Genomic DNA, 17,560 nt, shown 5'->3' with positions numbered 1-17,560 from the left:
CTGAATAATTGCTCATAGCTGTTTTTTCCGGTTCGATATTTATTGTGGCAATTCATAATGGATGCCCGCATCCGGCCCAAGCGGAATGCCTAACAACAACCAGGCAACCAGCAGCAAAATCCAAAACAAAAGGAAGATAATGGAGTAGGGCAGCATGGTAGCGATAATGGTTCCAATGCCAGCTTTGGGGTCATACTTCTGTACAAAAGCAATGATCAGGGCAAAGAAGCTCATCATGGGTGAAATGATGTTGGTGACACTGTCGCCAATGCGGTAAACCACCTGCGAAAGTTCCGGCGAGTAACCCATAATCATGAACATGGGAATGAAGATCGGAGCCAGAATTGCCCATTTGGCCGAGGCGCTTCCCATGAGCATGTTGATGGAAGCCGACAAAAGAATAAACAGGATCATGAGTGGAATTAGTCCAATATCAGCCGACATGAGCAAATTGGCGCCTTTTACTGCCAGAATCATGCCCAGGTTGCTCCATTTAAAGTAGGCGACAAACTGAGCCGCAAAGAATACGAGAACCAGATAGGTCGACAGCGTTTTCATGCTTTGGGCCATGCCGTTCATTACGTCGGCATCGTTCTTGAACACCCGGGTGGCGAATCCGTAAACCAATCCCATGGCTCCGGCTGTGACAAACAGCATGGTGACCACGCCTTCGATCAATGGCGAACTGAGCATGCTGCCATCGGCTCCCCTGAAAAATCCATCGGCAGGAATAAGCCCGATCAGGGAAACGGCGGTAATTAGCAGGAACACAATGAGAGCACCAAGCAGGCCATTCTTTTCGTTTTTTGAAAGTGAATCGAAGGTTTGATCGTCAAGAACCTGGCCATTTTTGTAGGGCCCGAGTCGTGGTTCCACAATTTTTTCTGTAACAAAGGTGCCAGCTGCCGCAATAACAAAAGTTGAGGCCACCATAAAATAGTAGTTGGCTGTGGCATTCACCATGTAGGTAGGGTCTAGAATGTGAGCGGCTTCCTGCGACAGACCTGCCAGCAGCGGATCAATGGCGCCCAGGGCCAGGTTGGCACTAAATCCGCCCGAAACACCGGCAAATGCAGCTGCCATTCCCGCTATCGGGTGTCGGCCTACGGCTGAAAAGATGACCCCAGCCATCGGAATTAGCAGCACGTAGCCCACGTCGGCTGCCATGTTGGACAGAATCCCTGAAAAAACCAGCACGAATGTCAGTAAGTGTTTGGGTGAATTGAGCACCAGCATCCGAATGACAGCATTGACCAGGCCACTTTGTTCGGCAATGCCAATGCCCAGCATGGCCACCAAAACAATCCCCAGTGGTGCAAAGCCCGTGAAATTATCAACCATTTCGAGCATAATCCGGTGAATTCCTTCGATTGAAAGCAGGTTAACCGGCCGGATCATTTCCTGTGTGCCCGGGTGAATCACTTCCCATTGCAGGAAATGGCCAACGGCAGATAGAATTAATGCCGTCAGGGCGAACAGGGCAAAAAGTGTGGCTGGGTGGGGCAGGGCGTTTCCCGCCCGCTCTGTCCAGTTCAGCATTTTCTGAAAAAATCCTGATGGGTGGTTTGTTTGGTTCATGTGCGTTTGTGCTTGAGCAATTCGTAAATGAGCTTGAATGATCCAGGTCAGTCAAGCGATTGATGTTTGTTTTCTGGCTTTATGGTTATAAGGGCGCCAGCTTTTTATTGATATTTTTTTTGGGAAAAAGTACGACAGATGAATCGGTGACTTCACTTTTTCATCTGTCGCATTTGGAGGTTACCACAATTTTTCCGGATAAGCGCCGGCATCAGTCAGGCCTTTCACCTGTTCCACCACAAAGGCTTTGTCTTCCGGATAAGTTACGCCAAACCAAGGTGAATCGGCTTGTAGTACTTTGGTTTGTATTTGACCGGATTCAATGAGATCGAATACGACGCTTGGAATGTAGAATTCAGACTTGGGTTGATCCATTTTTTCATCCAGAAAGGCTTTGAACTGAGTTTCAAGATGCTCAAACAAGGAAGGATGGAAGCCCCAAAAATTCATCGATGCTGGTGCATTTTCATCAACCACCAGGGTTGCTCCTGATTCATCCTTGAAAGTTATTTCCGATCCGGTTCTGGCTATTCCGTGGCGCTCCGTGATTTTTAACAAGTTGTTTCCTTCATCAATTTCGCAAATGCCTCGCGACACGCCACCAAATTCCGATAAGGTATTCTTAAGTTGGTAGCCCACCATACTGTATTTGTTGGCGGCCGCTTCACTGGTCAGGAACTCGGCAGCAACCTGAAACGACTCACGTCCATAGAAATCGTCTGCATTAATCGATGCAAAAGGTTCGTGAATCACGTCTTTTGCCATCATAATGGCGTGTCCGGTTCCCCAAGGTTTTTCACGGCCTTCCGGCAGCGAATAGCCCTCAGGAAGTTTTTCCAGCTCTTGGTAAACGTATTCAACGGCGATCTTTCCGTCCAGCTTATCAGCAAAGCGGCTTTTGAATTCGTCGGCAAAACTTTTGCGGATCACAAAAACAACTTTGCCAAAGCCAGCCCGAATGGCATCAAAAATCGAATATTCCAAGATGGTTTCGCCGTTTGGGCCGATGGGCTCAATTTGTTTCAGCCCGCCATAACGACTACCCATTCCTGCGGCTAAAATTAAAAGTGTTGGTTTCATATAGAAGTTTTGATATTTTGGTTTTGAATTATCGTTGTATAAGTTACCAATGACTAATGACCAATAACCAATGTCTCATGACTATTCTTTATACCAGCCGGCGTACATGCTGTAGGCATTGGCAATACGATGAATTTCACCTTCGAGTAAGTCAGAACCAATGGCTTTCACCTTCTTGGCAGGAATTCCGGCATATACGCTGCCCGATTCAACAATTGTTCCTTTGGTCACGACCGATCCGGCTGCAATAATGGTGTTGCTTTCCACCACGGCATCGTCCAGCACTACGGCATTCATGCCAATCATTACATGGTTTTTGATTGTGCAGCCATGTACTATGGCTCCGTGCGCAATAATCACGTTGTCACCGATATTCGTAGGCGATTTTTGATAAGTGGCATGAATCACAGCACAGTCCTGAACATTGGAATTACGACCGATACGGATCGAATGTACATCGCCCCGGATTACGGCACCGTACCATACACTGCTGTTATCGCCAATCTCAACATCTCCGATGATGGTTGCATTTTCAGCTAAAAAACATTCTTTTCCAATCTTAGGTGTTTTCCCTCTTAGCGTTTTAATCAAGGCCATTATCTATAATCATTTTAAATTGAGAGCAAAGATATGAAAAGCTGTAAATAAATAAATACATCCTGTTTGCCTTATCATTTATTAATTATTTTTGCTCAGCTACTGAGAGGATGACCCTAATTCAAAATGATTCCAAACTGATAATTTATTAATTTAGCGGTCGTTTTTTTTAGTATTTAAAAGGAGAAATCCAGCTATTTAAAATAATTGTCAAATGAAAGACACGAAAGTTATTGAGTTAGAAGAAGTGACCATCCGGTTCTCCGGTGACTCGGGTGATGGGATGCAGCTCACGGGAACTTTGTTCTCGGATGCGACAGCATTGTTTGGGAATGATATTTCAACTTTTCCGGACTATCCATCGGAAATCAGAGCACCGCAAGGCACGGTTGGCGGCGTATCGGGCTTTCAGGTGCAGTTTGGGCACAAGGAAATCAATACTCCGGGAGACGATGCCCATGTTTTAATTGCCATGAATCCCGCTGCGGTCAAGGCCAATGCGCGGTTTATTCGTCCCGGCGGAACCATTATTTACGATGTAGACTCTTTTAATCAAAAAAACCTGGATAAAGCCAAATTCACCACCAACGATCCGTTTGGTGAACTGAAATTGGAAGACTTCACAAAAATTCCGGTTCCCATTACCAGCCTAACACGCGAATGCCTGAAGGACTTTGGAATGGACAATAAGTCGGTTTTGCGAAGCAAGAACATGTTTGCTTTGGGTTTGATCTGTTGGATGTTTGATCGTCCGATGGATTATATTGAAAACTTTATTACCACCAAATTTGCAAAAAAGCCGGTCGTTGTTGAATCGAATCTGAAAGTATTGCACAGCGGCTACAATTACGGGATGAACATGCAGCACATGACTCCTCGATATTTGGTGGATGCGGCAGCCATTGAAAAAGGCACTTACCGCAATATCAACGGAAATCAGGCCACAGCCTGGGGGTTTTTAGCGGCGGCTGAAAAGGCCGGGCTCAACTTGTTTTTGGGCTCGTATCCGATAACCCCGGCCACCGACGTACTGACCACCTTGGCTGCCCGCCGCGATTTAGGTGTCAAAACCTTTCAGGCTGAAGATGAAATTGCTGGAATATGTACGGCCTTAGGTGCCGCTTTTGCCGGTGATTTAGCCGTAACCAGTACTTCGGGACCAGGACTGGCCCTAAAGTCGGAAGCCATTGGGCTAGCGGTGATGGCTGAGTTGCCCCTGGTGGTGGTCAATGTTCAGCGCGGTGGCCCATCAACCGGCTTGCCAACCAAAACCGAACAGTCCGATTTGCTACAAGCCTTGTATGGCCGTAATGGCGAAAGTCCGGTGGTTGTTTTGGCAGCCAGCACACCATCCGATTGCTTTTATTACGCTTACCTGTCGTGCAAAATAGCCTTGGAGCGCATGGTTCCGGTTATTTTATTGACCGATGGTTTCCTTGGAAATGGAAGTGAGCCTTGGCGAATTCCAAGCATGGCTGAATTGCCCGCGATTACGCCGCGCATAGCCAAGGACAGCAGCAAGTTTAAAGCCTACAAACGCGACGAGGATATTCTGGCTCGCGACTGGGCGTTCCCCGGAATGGATGGCTTTCAGCACCGGATTGGAGGTTTGGAGAAGAACGAAGAAGGAACCGTGAATCATGATCCGGAAAACCACCAGCGGAACTGTGAGATTCGGGAAGCCAAAGTTCAAAAAGTCGTTGACATGCTGCCCGAACTGGAAGTGTTTGGCGACGAAGATGGCGGCGATGTACTCGTCGTTAGCTGGGGTGGAACCTACGGACATACGGTGAGTGCCGTTCGCGAAATGCGGAAAGACGGCAAGAATGTGAGCCTCGCGCACTTTAACTTCATCAAGCCACTTCCGGCCAATACTCGCGAAGTATTCAGCAAATTCAAAACGATTGTTGTGTGTGAATTGAACCTCGGACAGTTTGCAGCCTACCTTCGGGATCAGGTTCCCGGCTTTGAATACCGCCAGGTAAATAAATTGAAAGGATTGCCGTTCACGGTGACCGAGCTGAAAGAAAACGTTGAAAAATTACTGGAGGAATAAGATATGATGACAGATTTAGCTTACACGATAAAAGACTTTAAAAGCGAGAACGAAGTCCGTTGGTGCCCTGGATGTGGCGACTACGCCATTATGAACGCAGTTCAGAAAACCATGGCCGACATGAATGTGCCTCATGAAAAATTTGCCGTCATCTCCGGTATTGGATGTTCGTCGCGATTTCCATATTACATGAGCACCTTTGGCTTTCACTCCATTCACGGACGTGCCACGGCCATCGCTTCGGGAGTGAAAAGTGCCAATCCCGACCTGAATGTATGGGTGATTACCGGCGATGGCGATTCGATGGCCATCGGAGGAAATCACTTCATTCACTTGGTTCGAAGGAATATTGATTTGAATGTGATTCTATTCAATAATAAAATTTATGGATTAACGAAAGGACAGTATTCACCGACAACTGATCGTGGATTTGTGACGAAGACTTCGCCTTTTGGAACCATTGAGGATTCGTTTATTCCCGGACAATTAGTTCTGGGATCGGGCGGAACCTTTTTTGCCCGCGCAGTCGATTCGAATGTGAAACACAACCAGCAGGTGTTTGCCGAAGCAGCAAGACATAAAGGAACTTCTATGGTGGAGGTGCTTCAGAATTGTGTCATTTTTAATGATGGGATTCATGAGCAAATTGCAGATCCGAAACATCGTGCCGAGCGCCAGTTGTTCCTCGAACACGGCCAGCCGATGATTTTTGGCCAGGAAAATGAAAAAGGCCTGGTGCTGGAAAACGGCCGGTTGAAAGTAGTTACCATTGGAGAAAATGGAGTGACCGAAGCTGACATCCTGGTGCATGATGCCACCGAAACAGACCTTTCAATTCATATGCAGCTCATCCGCATGACCTTGCCTGATTTCCCAATTGCGATGGGCGTAATTCGGTCGGTGGAGGCTCCTGTGTATGACCAGGAACTGAAGAAGCAGATTGAAACGGTGTCGGCAAACCGGAAGGTGAACAACATGGATGAGTTGTTGCGCTCTGGAAACACTTGGGAAGTGAATGAGCCTAACAGCAGCGAGCCTGTGCCATTCTTTCAGAAAAAATGTCCGATTGTCAAGGTGTAATTTGGCGATAGGCAGATTCTTAAAATAAGATCGTTCGGATCAAACCGGAAATAAAAAACGAAAGGAAGCTTCAGCCTCCTTTCGTTTTTTATTATGCTATGTTGCTAAGCCAAATAATGTTGATACATTAGTCGAATACCCTCTTCGAGTTCAATTTTATGTTTCCATCCCAACTGGTGCAGTTTGGAGGGGTCAGTCAATTTTCGCATGGTGCCATCGGGCTTGGTCCGGTCAAATTCAATAGCTCCCGTAAAGCCAATGGTTTTTTGAATGGTCTCAGCCAGTTGGTGGATGGCAATCTCAATTCCGGTACCGATGTTGATGTGGGTGTTGCGCACTTCATCGCCGTCGGTTCTTACATCCTCAAAATTCCGGTTCTCGAGCAGGAACACGCAAGCTTCGGCCATATCCTCCGACCATAAAAATTCGCGCATTGGCTTGCCACTTCCCCACAGATAAAGGGAAACCGGGAGAACTTGCGTGGACGGGATGCTGAAAAGTCGCGTGCCTTCGTCTGCACCGGAATGATGCAAGTGGATGCCGTATTTTTTCAATAAGAAGAGGATTTCTTCCTGATCGGCCGATCCGTCGATGCCCTCCACCGGGCGTTTGTTGAGGTCGTCGCGAATAGCATCCCAGTTCGAATCTTCAAGACATTTCGCCAGATGAATCTTTCGAACCATGGCAGGCAGTACGTGAGAAGTTTCCAGGTTGAAATTGTCGTTGGGCCCATACAAGTTGGTCGGCATTACCGAAATGAAGTTGGTGCCATACTGCAAATTATAAGCTTCGCAGAGTTTTAGTCCGGCAATTTTTGCAATGGCGTAGGGCTCGTTGGTATATTCCAGCTCACCGGTCAGCAGGCAGTCTTCCGACATGGGCTGTGGAGCATTCTTCGGATAAATGCAGGTGGAGCCGAGGAACAGCAGTTTTTTCACCCCATGCACATACGACTGGTGAATAACATTGTTCTGAATTTGCAGATTTTCGTAGATGAACTGCCCGCGGTAAGTGTTGTTGGCGATAATTCCGCCAACTTTGGCGGCAGCCAAAATTACATATTCTGGTTTTTCAGTTTCAAAGAAATTGGCCACAGCAGCCTGGTCCATCAAGTCCAGTTCTTCCAGTGTCCGGCCTATTAAGTTCGTGTAACCTTTGTTCTGAAGTGTTTTCCAGAGCGCTGAACCGACCAGCCCTTTGTGTCCGGCAATGTATATTTTGCTATTCTTTTTCATTTTCTTCCAGATTTTATGAATAATTGATTGCTATACTGTACTTTCGATTTTAATCAACTGCAAATTACAAAGATGAAATGGATTTGTGAACGCTTTGTCTTCGGTTTTCGGTTGTTGGTTTTCGGTTCTCGAAGCCAGTTCCTTACGCTAATGGTTGGACTTTTGGAATTTGGAATTTACGACTTTCCGCCCAGTGAACTGAAAATTCGTAACTCGTTTGTGCAGCTAAATCCCGGTTTCCTTCCGTCGCACTTTAATTTTCATGGCTCCTTTAACTGGTTTTTCAGCCAGTAATATCAGATAGCCACCACCACCTGCACCCGCCAGTTTCCAGGCCAATGCCTGCGACCGGTAACTGTCAATAACCTGGTTTACTTCGTTATTGACCATCGCCGGAAACATCCTTGTTTGTGCATGAAACGAATCAAGGAAGGCAGCAGCAAATTCATTTAAGCTTTTCTGTTGAATGGCTTTCCAGGCCCGGTCTGACGCGTTAGCCAGACTTTCTACGTTTTCGGTGTTGATTGATGTTTCTTTCAGTAAATCAAGTCCGTAGGGGCGAGGCCACAAGAGTACCATGTACAAATGATCTTCCAGCCAGCTCAAAATGTCTTCGTCGTTTACCGACTCAAATTGTTTGGGCCAGTAGGCGTTGTCGTAATAGTGTCGCACCAGTCCGGGCATACAAATGCCGATCGCATCCTGTGCTCCAGAGATGATTTCTGAACCCGGATCATTCTCGAACTTAAACAGGATTTCGGCCAAACGCTCCGGCTTTTCAATTGGAAGCGTGTAAGGCCATATTTTTTTAGCCGCATTTCGTGTCGAGGTGCTCATGCCACAACGTTCGTTGTATTCAATGACGGGTTCGAGCGAAAGCGTAATGGCCCATCCCGGATGGTATTTCGAAACGTAGGGTTGATCAATCCAGGTGCCCGCCAAATCGATGCGATAGGGTAGGGTGCAGTTGTCGGACGATCGGATCGCTGTTGTTGAACGGGCAGGGAGGCCGGCATCCGGAATCCGCTCCAATACTTTGAGTTCAATGCCCAGCTCATCGCACATTTTTTTCTTGGCTGGCGAATAGCCGTCTTCATTCACTACGAAATAATCAGGATTGATTTCGGTCAGCTCCCGGGCAAAGTCCATGATGCCACTGCCTGAATTGATGAAGGCATCGGTGACATGGCGCACAGATTTTACCATATATAGGCGTTCCTGTTCGCTATTGATCGTATGGCGTCCCTTCAGCTCTTCAATAGTCTGGTCGGAGCCAATGCCCACGTACAGGTCGCCAAACTGCGAAGCTTCTTTAAAAAAGGCCACATGTCCCGAATGAAGCAGATCGTAGCAGCCGGACACAAAAACGCGTTTGTTCTTCATCATGTCAACAAGAAATTATTTTTTACAGATGATGCGGATGGCATACATTTTTTCTGATGATTTTGTGGTTCATTCAATTTATTCAAAGTAATTCAACGTTCGATAACCGCCTTCCTGAAGCAATGCATCTTTTTGCATCAGCTTGATGTCCGATTGCATCATGTCTTTGATCAGCCCGGCCAAATCGTAGCGCGGTTCCCAGCCCAAAACGGTTTTTGATTTGGTGGGGTCGCCAATCAACAAATCTACCTCGGTTGGACGGAAATAGGCCGGATCGACCGCTACAACATGTTGATTGCCTGGTGCGATTCGCGCTTTGATGCCTTCGAGATATTGTTCGCCCACTTTCTCCGAAAATAAGGCGTCGTCAATTGCGGTAAAATATCCTTTTTCTTCGGTTCCTTCGCCTTGGAATGTAATTTCCAGCCCAATTTCGTTAACCGCCAATTTGATGAAGTCGCGGATCGTGGTGGTAATTCCAGTGGCAATCACGTAGTCATCGGCTTTTTCTTGTTGCAGAATCAGGTACATGGCCTTGATGTAGTCTTTGGCGTGGCCCCAGTCGCGTTTGGCCGAAAGGTTACCCAAAAACAGCTTGTCCTGCATGCCCAGGGCAATCCGGCTGATGGCACGTGTAATCTTCCGGGTGACAAAAGTTTCTCCGCGAATGGGTGATTCATGATTGAACAGAATTCCGTTGCTGGCATGCATCTGGTAGGCTTCGCGGTAATTCACGGTGATCCAGTAGGCGTACATCTTGGCCACCGCATAGGGCGAGCGTGGGTAGAAGGGCGTGGTTTCCTTCTGCGGCACTTCCTGCACCAGCCCGTAAAGCTCGCTGGTTGAAGCCTGGTAGATGCGTGTTTTTTGGGTGAGCCCCAACAGGCGAACAGCTTCCAGCAAGCGAAGGGTGCCAATACCATCGGCGTTGGCGGTGTACTCAGGCGTTTCAAAACTCACGGCCACATGGCTCATGGCTGCCAGGTTGTAAATTTCGTCAGGCTGAACTTCCTGGACAATCCGGGTCAGGTTCATACTGTCGGTCATATCGCCGTAGTGCAACACAAGGTTGCGGTTTTCAACGTGCGGGTCTTGGTACAGATGGTCAATCCGGTCGGTATTAAACAGCGACGAACGTCGTTTGATGCCATGCACGAGATAACCTTTTTTGAGTAGGTATTCGGCCAGGTAAGCCCCGTCTTGTCCTGTGATTCCGGTAATTAATGCTACTTTTTGTGTCATGATATGGATGGGTTAAATTGTTGAGTTGTTAAATGGGTAAAATGGTATAACTGTTAAACTGATGAATTGTTCTTCGGTTGTTATGTTGATTTTCTATTGACTTGGTTTCCATTTTTTGGTCTGCCGTCTATCGGGTTTTGTTTTTGCAACCAGTCTAGCTTTTTGTTTGTTTTCTCTTTGTATTTTCATTGGCTGCCGCGATATTTAATTGGCCCAAAAAACGAGAATTTCAAGCCAGAGAGCCGCCAGGATGATGGCGATCAAAAAAGTGCCGGTGTGACCGATGAGGGGTAAGGGTTTGTTTTTGATGCGGGCATAACGGCTGTAAACCAGTATCCCTGATAAACTTCCCGATAAGCTTAGCGCTAAAAGGATGTCGTTAAAAGGAGCTTGCCATTGCCACATGAACAGAAAGAACACCAGGGCATTGAGCAGAGCCAGGTACAAAAACGTCATTTTGCGATGCAGCACCAACTCGTGGTAACCATACATAAAACCGATGACAAAAGCCATCTGCAGCACGGCATTCAGCCAGGGTGGCAGACCCGGAAAAAAGGTGTTCGGTGTTCCGTGGCTGTGTAACACCAGAACAGCGGCAGCCAGCAACCGGGCCAGTTGCCTGACGTATCGAAAGGCCATATTGGTATCGAGCAAGAGCCCGGAAAACAGCAAGATGATCAGTGCGGCGATGAGTGGATGCAGGCCGGCAAAGCCCTCATTGGTTGAAAAGATCGCCAGCGACAAATTGATCCCGATAAACATGGACACGCCTCCCATTGACAGGAGCGGGATTCCCGGGGCGTGACTTCCTTCCGGTGCCATCAGGTTTTTGGCCAGCGCAACCTGTGCTACTGAGGGTTGAACCAAAAAAATGGCTCCAAAAGCCAAGGCAAAGTTCAAAATGGCGATCATAACTTCGTTCATGTTCGCGAAAATACACCAATTTTTTTATTGTTCGGTTTTGTTTTGAGCACGAATGACAAGGATTTGATGTTTTTTTCTTTCCGCCAGCAAATGATTGCGGTCATCATTTGCTCAAATTCTCCATTCCGTAATCGCTGAACGGACGCCGAATCAACACAGAACTTCGGAATTGGGAGGGAGGCCGAAAACCGACTTTGGGGAGCTGCGTTGATACCGGCGGGCAAAAAGATTAACAATTTGCCAATTTTGGCGAATTATTCAATCCATTCCCGGAATATTATTTTCATAAATTTATCTTTGCTGACACTTGGATTTAATCAGCAATGATGAACACAAAAAAGCGCCGGCTGGAGGTTTGCATTACTCCCGCCATTTACGACAAACATGCCCACGACGAAAACCTGGTCGTAGTAATTGATGTATTGCGGGCCACTTCATCCATTTGTACGGCCTTTGCCAACGGGGTGGATCGCATAATTCCGGTGGCTACCGTTGAAGAAGCGCGCCAAAAGAAGGAAGCCGGCTATATCGTGGCATCGGAACGCGACGGTTACGTGCTTGATTTTGCCGACTTTGGAAATTCACCCTTCAACTTTTCAGCCGACAAGGTAAAAGGTAAGCAGATAGTTTATTCAACCACCAATGGTACGCGATGTATTCATATGGCCAGTCATTCGCAGGAAGTGTTGATTGGCTCGTTTTTAAACCTTTCGGCATTGGCGAAGTACTTGATTGCGCAAGATGCGCCGGTCTTGTTATTTTGCGCGTCGTGGAAAGATCGCTTTAGTTTGGAGGACACGGTTTGTGCGGGAGCTTTGGCCGAGCTGCTCTTAAATTCGGGTCAGTTTGAAAGTATTTGCGATGCGGTAACCGCCTCGGTTGATTTGTGGTCGCTGGCTAAAACCAACCTGAACAGCTATAGCCTGAAAACCGCGCAAAAAGGGCGTCTGGCATCTAAAGGGCTGGACGACTGCATGGAGTTTTGTCACCAGCTCGATTTCACAAACTTAATTCCATATTACACCAATGGCACCTTGCTGGCAAAAAGCATGGGGCATAGCGAAAAGTAATCAGCTTTTTTGTGATTTCTATCAAGTTGACACCCTGTTGTAGATTAATGTTTTATAACTTGCGCCAGTGTTGTTTGACCTGATTTTTCTCAGATATCAACCGTGTAATTTTCCGTTAATTTGAATGAATATTTACTTTTACTAAGAAATTATTTAACCCTTAATAAATATATCAATATGAAGACGCATAATTTTTCGGCTGGTCCTTCAATCTTACCACAATTTACAATTGAAAAAACCGCTGAAGCCATTAAAGATTTTGCCGGCACCGGCCTTTCTGTGATGGAAGTATCGCATCGTGGAAAAGAATTTATCGCAGTGATGGACGAAGCCCAGGCGTTGTTTCGCGAATTGCTGAATATTCCTGATGACTATTCGGTCTTGTTTCTGGGTGGCGGTGCTTCACTGCAATTTTGCATGGTACCCTACAACTTGATGAGCAAAAAAGCGGCCTACCTGAATACCGGGGCATGGGCAGCCAAAGCACAGAAAGAAGCCAAGTTTTTTGGCGAAGTTGTTGAAGTTGCTTCTTCAAAAGACACGGTTTACAACTACATTCCAAAGGGATTTGAAATTCCGACTGATGCGGATTATTTCCACTTCACTTCAAACAATACCATCTATGGAACACAAATCCGCAAAGATTTTGATTTGGACATTCCGGTGGTATGCGACATGTCGTCAGATATTTTTTCGCGTCAAATTGATGTTTCAAAGTATGGACTGATTTACGGTGGTGCGCAGAAGAACCTCGCTCCCGCGGGCGTGGCTTTTGTCATTGTTAAAAATGAGCTGCTGGGCAAAGTCGGTCGTCCAATTCCAACCATGTTGAATTATCAAACGCATATTGATAATGGCTCAATGTTTAACACACCACCGGTTGTGCCTGTTTTTGCTGCTTTGCAAACCTTGAAATGGCTGAAAGATAACGGCGGTATCGCGGCGATGGAAAAAATTAACGAAGAAAAAGCCGCAATGCTTTACAATGAAATCGACCGCAATTCTTTGTTTAAGGGAACTGTTCTGAACAAAGAAGACCGTTCGTTGATGAATGTATGCTTCATCATGAATGACGGTTACGAAACCCTGGAAAAAGATTTCATGGACTTTGCAACGTCAAAGGGCATGTCCGGAATCAAGGGACACCGTTCGGTTGGTGGTTTCCGTGCATCCATCTACAATGCCATGCCAAAAGAAAGCGTGCAGGCATTGATTGACTGTATGGCGGAGTTCGAGAAAACACATGTAAAATAGTTCATTTAGATAGGAAGGTGAATGGATTTCCGATTCACCTTCCATTTTTTTTGAAGTCATTAAAGCATGAGGAACGGCTAAAGTAACCGCAGGGTTGCTTCGATTTGGCTTGCAATGACATTTTATTTTTACCTTAAAATTTGAATAAAATGACAAAAGTTTTAATTGCAACCGAAAAACCGTTTGCCCCGGCCGCGGTTGCTCAAATGAGTGAAATCTGCAACAGTGCGGGTTACCAGGTTCAACTGCTCGAGAAGTACGCCACCAAGTCGGAATTGCTGCAGGCAGTAGGCGATGCACATGCTTTAATCGTTCGGAGCGATTTGGTGGACCGCGAAGTACTGGACGCCGCTTCAAACCTGAAAATCGTGGTTCGTGCCGGTGCTGGCTACGACAATGTGGACACGGCTTACGCCAGGGAAAAGGGGATTTGCGTGATGAATACCCCCGGCCAAAACTCCAACGCAGTGGCCGAACTGGCTATTGGACTGGCCATTTACGGTATCCGTGATTTATTTAGTGGAAAAATGGGAGGCGAGCTTCGTGGCCGTACGCTGGGCTTGCACGGCTATGGTTATGTGGCCCGAAATGTGCACCGCATTGCCCGGGCTTTTGGCATGAATGTGATGGTTTATACCCGGTACAGCAAGGCGCAAGCGGCTTCGCAGGGTATTGGGGTTACCAAGTCGCTCGAAGAGTTGTATGCGGTGTCCGATGTCGTTTCTATCCATGTGCCTGCCCGTGGCGAACACCTCCAATCGGTCAGCATGGATGTGCTGAAACACCTGAAAGAACATGCCATCATTGTAAACACAGCCCGCAAGGAAGTGGTGAACGAGGACGAACTGTGCGAGTTTATGGCGGCGCGTCCCGATGTGAAGTATCTGTCGGATATTGCTCCGGACTGCATTGACCGGTTTAAGCAGGATTTTGAAGGCCGTTATTACTTCACCCCCAAAAAGCTGGGCGCACAAACCGCCGAAGCCAATTTGAACGCCGGTGTTGCCGCTGCCGAACAAATTGTTGAGTTTTTTGAAAACGGTGATCGCACTTTTCAGGTCAATAAGTAAGAACCCGATTCAATAAGGAGATATCAAGGATCCCATTCTTACCTTTGGAATGGGGTCCTTTTTTGAATCAAAACTTTAACAAAAACGACTTTCTACTCTTTATTCGTGGCGATTTAAAATATCGGTTGTAAATTCGTTGCCAATTGAAATTCTTCAGAATTAATTTTGAAATAGATTAAACATGGCTGTAATAAAACCTTTTAAAGGACTTCGTCCACCACAGGAAATTGCGGAAGACCTGGCTTGTCTTCCTTATGACGTTATGAACTCGGAAGAAGCTGCCCGCATGGCAGATGGTAAAGAAAATTCCTTGTTACACATTACCCGTGCCGAGATTGATTTGCCCGACGGAACCGATATTCACGCCGATGAAGTGTATGAAAAGTCGGTTGAAAATTTTACCAGGTTTCAGCAAAATGGCTGGCTGCAGCAAGACGATGAGCCCAAGTACTACATTTACGCGCAAACCATGGATGGCCGCACCCAGTATGGCATTGTTGGCGCTGCCTCGTGCGATGATTATCACAATGGGATTATCAAAAAGCATGAGCTTACCCGCCCCGATAAGGAGGAAGATCGGATGATTTTGACCCGCTACCTGAATGCGAACATCGAGCCGGTTTTCTTTTCGTACAAGGCGGTTCCCGAAATTGATGCTTTGGTTGAATCGGTGGTGAAAAATCAAGCACCCGACTACGACTTTGTGGCCGAAGATGGCTTTGGGCATCACTTTTGGACGATTCAAAAGAAAAGCGTGATTCAGCAAATTGAAGAGCTGTTTTCCAAGAAGGTTCCGGCAACTTATGTGGCCGACGGACACCACCGCACTGCAGCAGCGGCCCGCATTGGCCTCGAAAAGAAAGCTCAAAATCCAAATCATACGGGCAACGAATCGTACAATTATTTCATGGCGGTACATTTTCCTGACAATCAACTTCAAATTATTGATTATAACCGCGTGGTGAAAGATTTGAATGGTTTGAGTGTTTCCGAATTGTTGGGAAAACTGGCTCAGGGTTTCCATCTTGAAAACATGGGGACCGAACTGTTTAAACCTTCGCGCTTGCATGAGTTCGGCATGTACCTGGAAGGCGAATGGTATAAGTTGACGGCCAAAGAAGGAACCTACGATGATTCGGACCCAATTGGCGTGTTGGATGTGACCATCCTGTCGAGCCAGGTGTTGGAGCCAATTCTGGATATTCAGGATTTGCGCACGTCCAAACGCATCGATTTTGTAGGTGGAATTCGTGGCTTGGGCGAGCTTAAAAAACGCGTGGACAGCGGGGATATGAAAGTGGCCTTTGCTTTGTATCCGGTGTCGATGGAGCAGCTAATTGCCATAGCAGACAGCGGTAATATTATGCCGCCAAAAACAACCTGGTTTGAGCCCAAACTCCGATCAGGCCTCGTGATCCACAAACTGGATTGAATATTGTAACAGCATTGAATCCCGGTTGAATATTTTTCAGCCGGGATTTTTTTGGGTGTCATTGATGCTGTTGTGCAATACCTTTTGGCCGGTGTTTTCAAACTCATTTTTTCCTATCTTGCCCATTCTGAGAATCGGTTCATATTATTTTGCTCGTTTGAATTAAGGTATAAGCCGTTCTCATGCTATTATCAAAATTGTTGAAGAGATGCATCGTGTGTTGTTGATGATAATAAATGTGTTTGCTGGATTCATGTTGGGGAGTATCATCTTATTCCTTTTTTTGGCTTTTCACGATTCGTTTGTCGTAAGCGACCATTTCGTGTTGAATGAAAATTTAGTCACGACGGTCGCTGGCGGAATTTCCGGTGCTCTGATCATGCTTTTGCTGTTTCGGAGCTACAACCAAAAACAGCGACTCAAAGACAGCGAAAAGAAATACCAGACCCTGATTAATCTTTCGCGAGATGGAATTTACATTGAAAATGAGCGGGGAGAAATTCTCGATTGCAATACCCGGGGGCATGAAATGTTTGGTTATTCGAAGGAGGAAATGCTGAAGCTATCGATTCGTGATTTGGTGCCTGCCGAGTTTCGCGATCTGCTCCCCGAAATTATTCCGGACGAAATGGCAACCGGTGAAGCTTATGTGGAGCGAGAGAATGTGAAAAAGGATGGGACTATTTTTCCGACCGAGATTAACACCCAGTTTGTGACATTGAATGGCGAAAAGCGCTTGATTGCTTACGTGAAAGACAACACCACCCAAAAAGCCGTAGAAAAAGCATTGCGTGAGAGCGAAAATAGTTTGCGTGAACTTAATGCGACGAAAGACAAACTGCTGTCTATAATTGCACACGATCTGAAAAACCAGTTCAATGCCATTTTGGGTTACAGTGAAATGATTCGGGATGATGCTGAACACTTTGACAGGCAGACCTTGGTTGAATATGCACGCGAAGTGAATTCAGCCGCCAAAAATACCTTTAACCTGCTCGAAAGCCTGTTGCGCTGGGCAATGGTACAAAAGAAAATAGCCTCGTTTGAACCGGCACCGTTAAAATTGAATGAACTGGTGGCCCTTGTTTTTGGAACCATACGCGAAACAGGAACCATCAAAGGGATTCGGATGGAAAATCATGTTTCCGGCGAATTGTTCGTGTACGCCGACCACGACATGATGCGCATTGTTTTACGAAACCTGATTTCGAACGCGATCAAGTTTACACCGAGGGATGGCCAGGTTGAGGTTTTTGCGCGAAGCGCGGACGAGGAGCAGGCTGTGATTATCGAAATAAAAGACAACGGGCAGGGAATGACTCCGAAAAAGATGGCCGGCCTGTTCAGTTTTGCCGAAACCCAAACTTCACTCGAAACCGAAAAGGAAGTGGGTACGGGGTTGGGGTTGGTGGTTTGTAAAGATTTCATTGAAAAGCACCGCGGAAAAATATGGGTTGAAAGCGAAGCTGGAAACGGATCTTCTTTTTTTATTCAACTTCCGGGTGGCCCGTCAGGTTCAGACTTGCAATAATGCCCTTCAATGGGATTCAAAAATAAAT

General features: G+C 46.5%; 14 protein-coding genes. 7 read left to right on the top strand and 7 right to left on the bottom strand.

Features of this window, described 5'->3' with window-relative positions; all coding sequences use genetic code 11:
* Positions 1–39: 39 nt before the first annotated feature.
* From NC99_RS03060 to NC99_RS03050, 3 genes are all read right to left on the bottom strand, one after another.
* Entirely contained in the window at positions 40–1,578 is a 1,539-nt protein-coding gene (locus tag NC99_RS03060; protein WP_053179733.1) for an AbgT family transporter, read from the bottom strand.
* Positions 1,579–1,758: 180 nt separating this feature from the next.
* Positions 1,759–2,658 (bottom strand): nucleotidyltransferase family protein, encoded by a 900-nt coding sequence (locus tag NC99_RS03055; protein ID WP_053179731.1) that lies wholly within the window; start codon positions 2,656–2,658, stop codon positions 1,759–1,761.
* A gap of 81 nt (positions 2,659–2,739) precedes the next feature.
* Complete coding sequence (locus NC99_RS03050) at positions 2,740–3,255, bottom strand: gamma carbonic anhydrase family protein (RefSeq protein WP_053179729.1); 516 nt, start codon at positions 3,253–3,255, stop codon at positions 2,740–2,742.
* Between the two features lie 214 nt (positions 3,256–3,469).
* Here NC99_RS03050 and NC99_RS03045 point away from each other — a divergent pair, with 214 nt between their 5' ends.
* Entirely contained in the window at positions 3,470–5,311 is a 1,842-nt protein-coding gene (locus NC99_RS03045) for a 2-oxoacid:acceptor oxidoreductase subunit alpha (protein WP_053179728.1), read from the top strand.
* Between the two features lie 3 nt (positions 5,312–5,314).
* The gene (locus NC99_RS03040) at positions 5,315–6,391 is read left to right on the top strand and encodes a 2-oxoacid:ferredoxin oxidoreductase subunit beta (RefSeq protein WP_082326272.1); all 1,077 of its coding nucleotides are present in this window, start codon (positions 5,315–5,317) and stop codon (positions 6,389–6,391) included.
* A gap of 104 nt (positions 6,392–6,495) precedes the next feature.
* Here the strand turns inward: NC99_RS03040 and NC99_RS03035 are convergent, their stop codons facing one another.
* From NC99_RS03035 to NC99_RS03020, 4 genes are all read right to left on the bottom strand, one after another.
* The gene (locus NC99_RS03035) at positions 6,496–7,626 is read right to left on the bottom strand and encodes a GDP-L-fucose synthase family protein (protein ID WP_053179726.1); all 1,131 of its coding nucleotides are present in this window, start codon (positions 7,624–7,626) and stop codon (positions 6,496–6,498) included.
* A 225-nt stretch (positions 7,627–7,851) separates the two neighbouring features.
* Positions 7,852–9,012 carry an adenylyltransferase/cytidyltransferase family protein gene (locus tag NC99_RS03030; RefSeq protein ID WP_204374882.1) on the bottom strand — a complete coding sequence of 387 codons (1,161 nt, stop codon included), beginning with the start codon at positions 9,010–9,012 and terminating at the stop codon, positions 7,852–7,854.
* Between the two features lie 75 nt (positions 9,013–9,087).
* Positions 9,088–10,251: a GDP-mannose 4,6-dehydratase gene (gmd, locus tag NC99_RS03025; protein ID WP_053179723.1), complete on the bottom strand. Its 1,164-nt coding sequence runs from the start codon at positions 10,249–10,251 to the stop codon at positions 9,088–9,090.
* Positions 10,252–10,455: 204 nt separating this feature from the next.
* Positions 10,456–11,175: a hypothetical protein gene (locus tag NC99_RS03020; protein WP_053179721.1), complete on the bottom strand. Its 720-nt coding sequence runs from the start codon at positions 11,173–11,175 to the stop codon at positions 10,456–10,458.
* A gap of 323 nt (positions 11,176–11,498) precedes the next feature.
* On the opposite strand from NC99_RS03020, the gene NC99_RS03010 reads away from it, so the two are divergent.
* The 5 genes from NC99_RS03010 (at position 11,499) to NC99_RS02990 (ending at position 17,532) form a co-directional block, all read left to right on the top strand.
* A complete protein-coding gene (locus NC99_RS03010) occupies positions 11,499–12,245 on the top strand; it encodes a 2-phosphosulfolactate phosphatase (protein WP_239684393.1) in 747 nt (248 codons plus the stop codon).
* A gap of 177 nt (positions 12,246–12,422) precedes the next feature.
* A complete protein-coding gene (serC, locus tag NC99_RS03005) occupies positions 12,423–13,499 on the top strand; it encodes a 3-phosphoserine/phosphohydroxythreonine transaminase (RefSeq protein ID WP_053179717.1) in 1,077 nt (358 codons plus the stop codon).
* Between the two features lie 149 nt (positions 13,500–13,648).
* Positions 13,649–14,569 (top strand): NAD(P)-dependent oxidoreductase, encoded by a 921-nt coding sequence (locus NC99_RS03000; protein ID WP_053179715.1) that lies wholly within the window; start codon positions 13,649–13,651, stop codon positions 14,567–14,569.
* 181 nt (positions 14,570–14,750) lie between these two features.
* On the top strand, positions 14,751–16,001 hold the full coding sequence (locus NC99_RS02995) for a DUF1015 domain-containing protein (protein ID WP_053179713.1): 1,251 nt from the start codon (positions 14,751–14,753) through the stop codon (positions 15,999–16,001).
* A 208-nt stretch (positions 16,002–16,209) separates the two neighbouring features.
* Positions 16,210–17,532, top strand: a complete 1,323-nt coding sequence (locus NC99_RS02990) for a PAS domain-containing sensor histidine kinase (protein WP_053179711.1) — start codon at positions 16,210–16,212, stop codon at positions 17,530–17,532.
* Positions 17,533–17,560 lie beyond the last annotated feature (28 nt).

The sequence above is a fragment of the Sunxiuqinia dokdonensis genome (assembly GCF_001270965.1).
Taxonomy (GTDB): Bacteria; Bacteroidota; Bacteroidia; order Bacteroidales; family Prolixibacteraceae; genus Sunxiuqinia; species Sunxiuqinia dokdonensis.
This window is presented reverse-complemented; position numbering and strand designations above follow the sequence as displayed.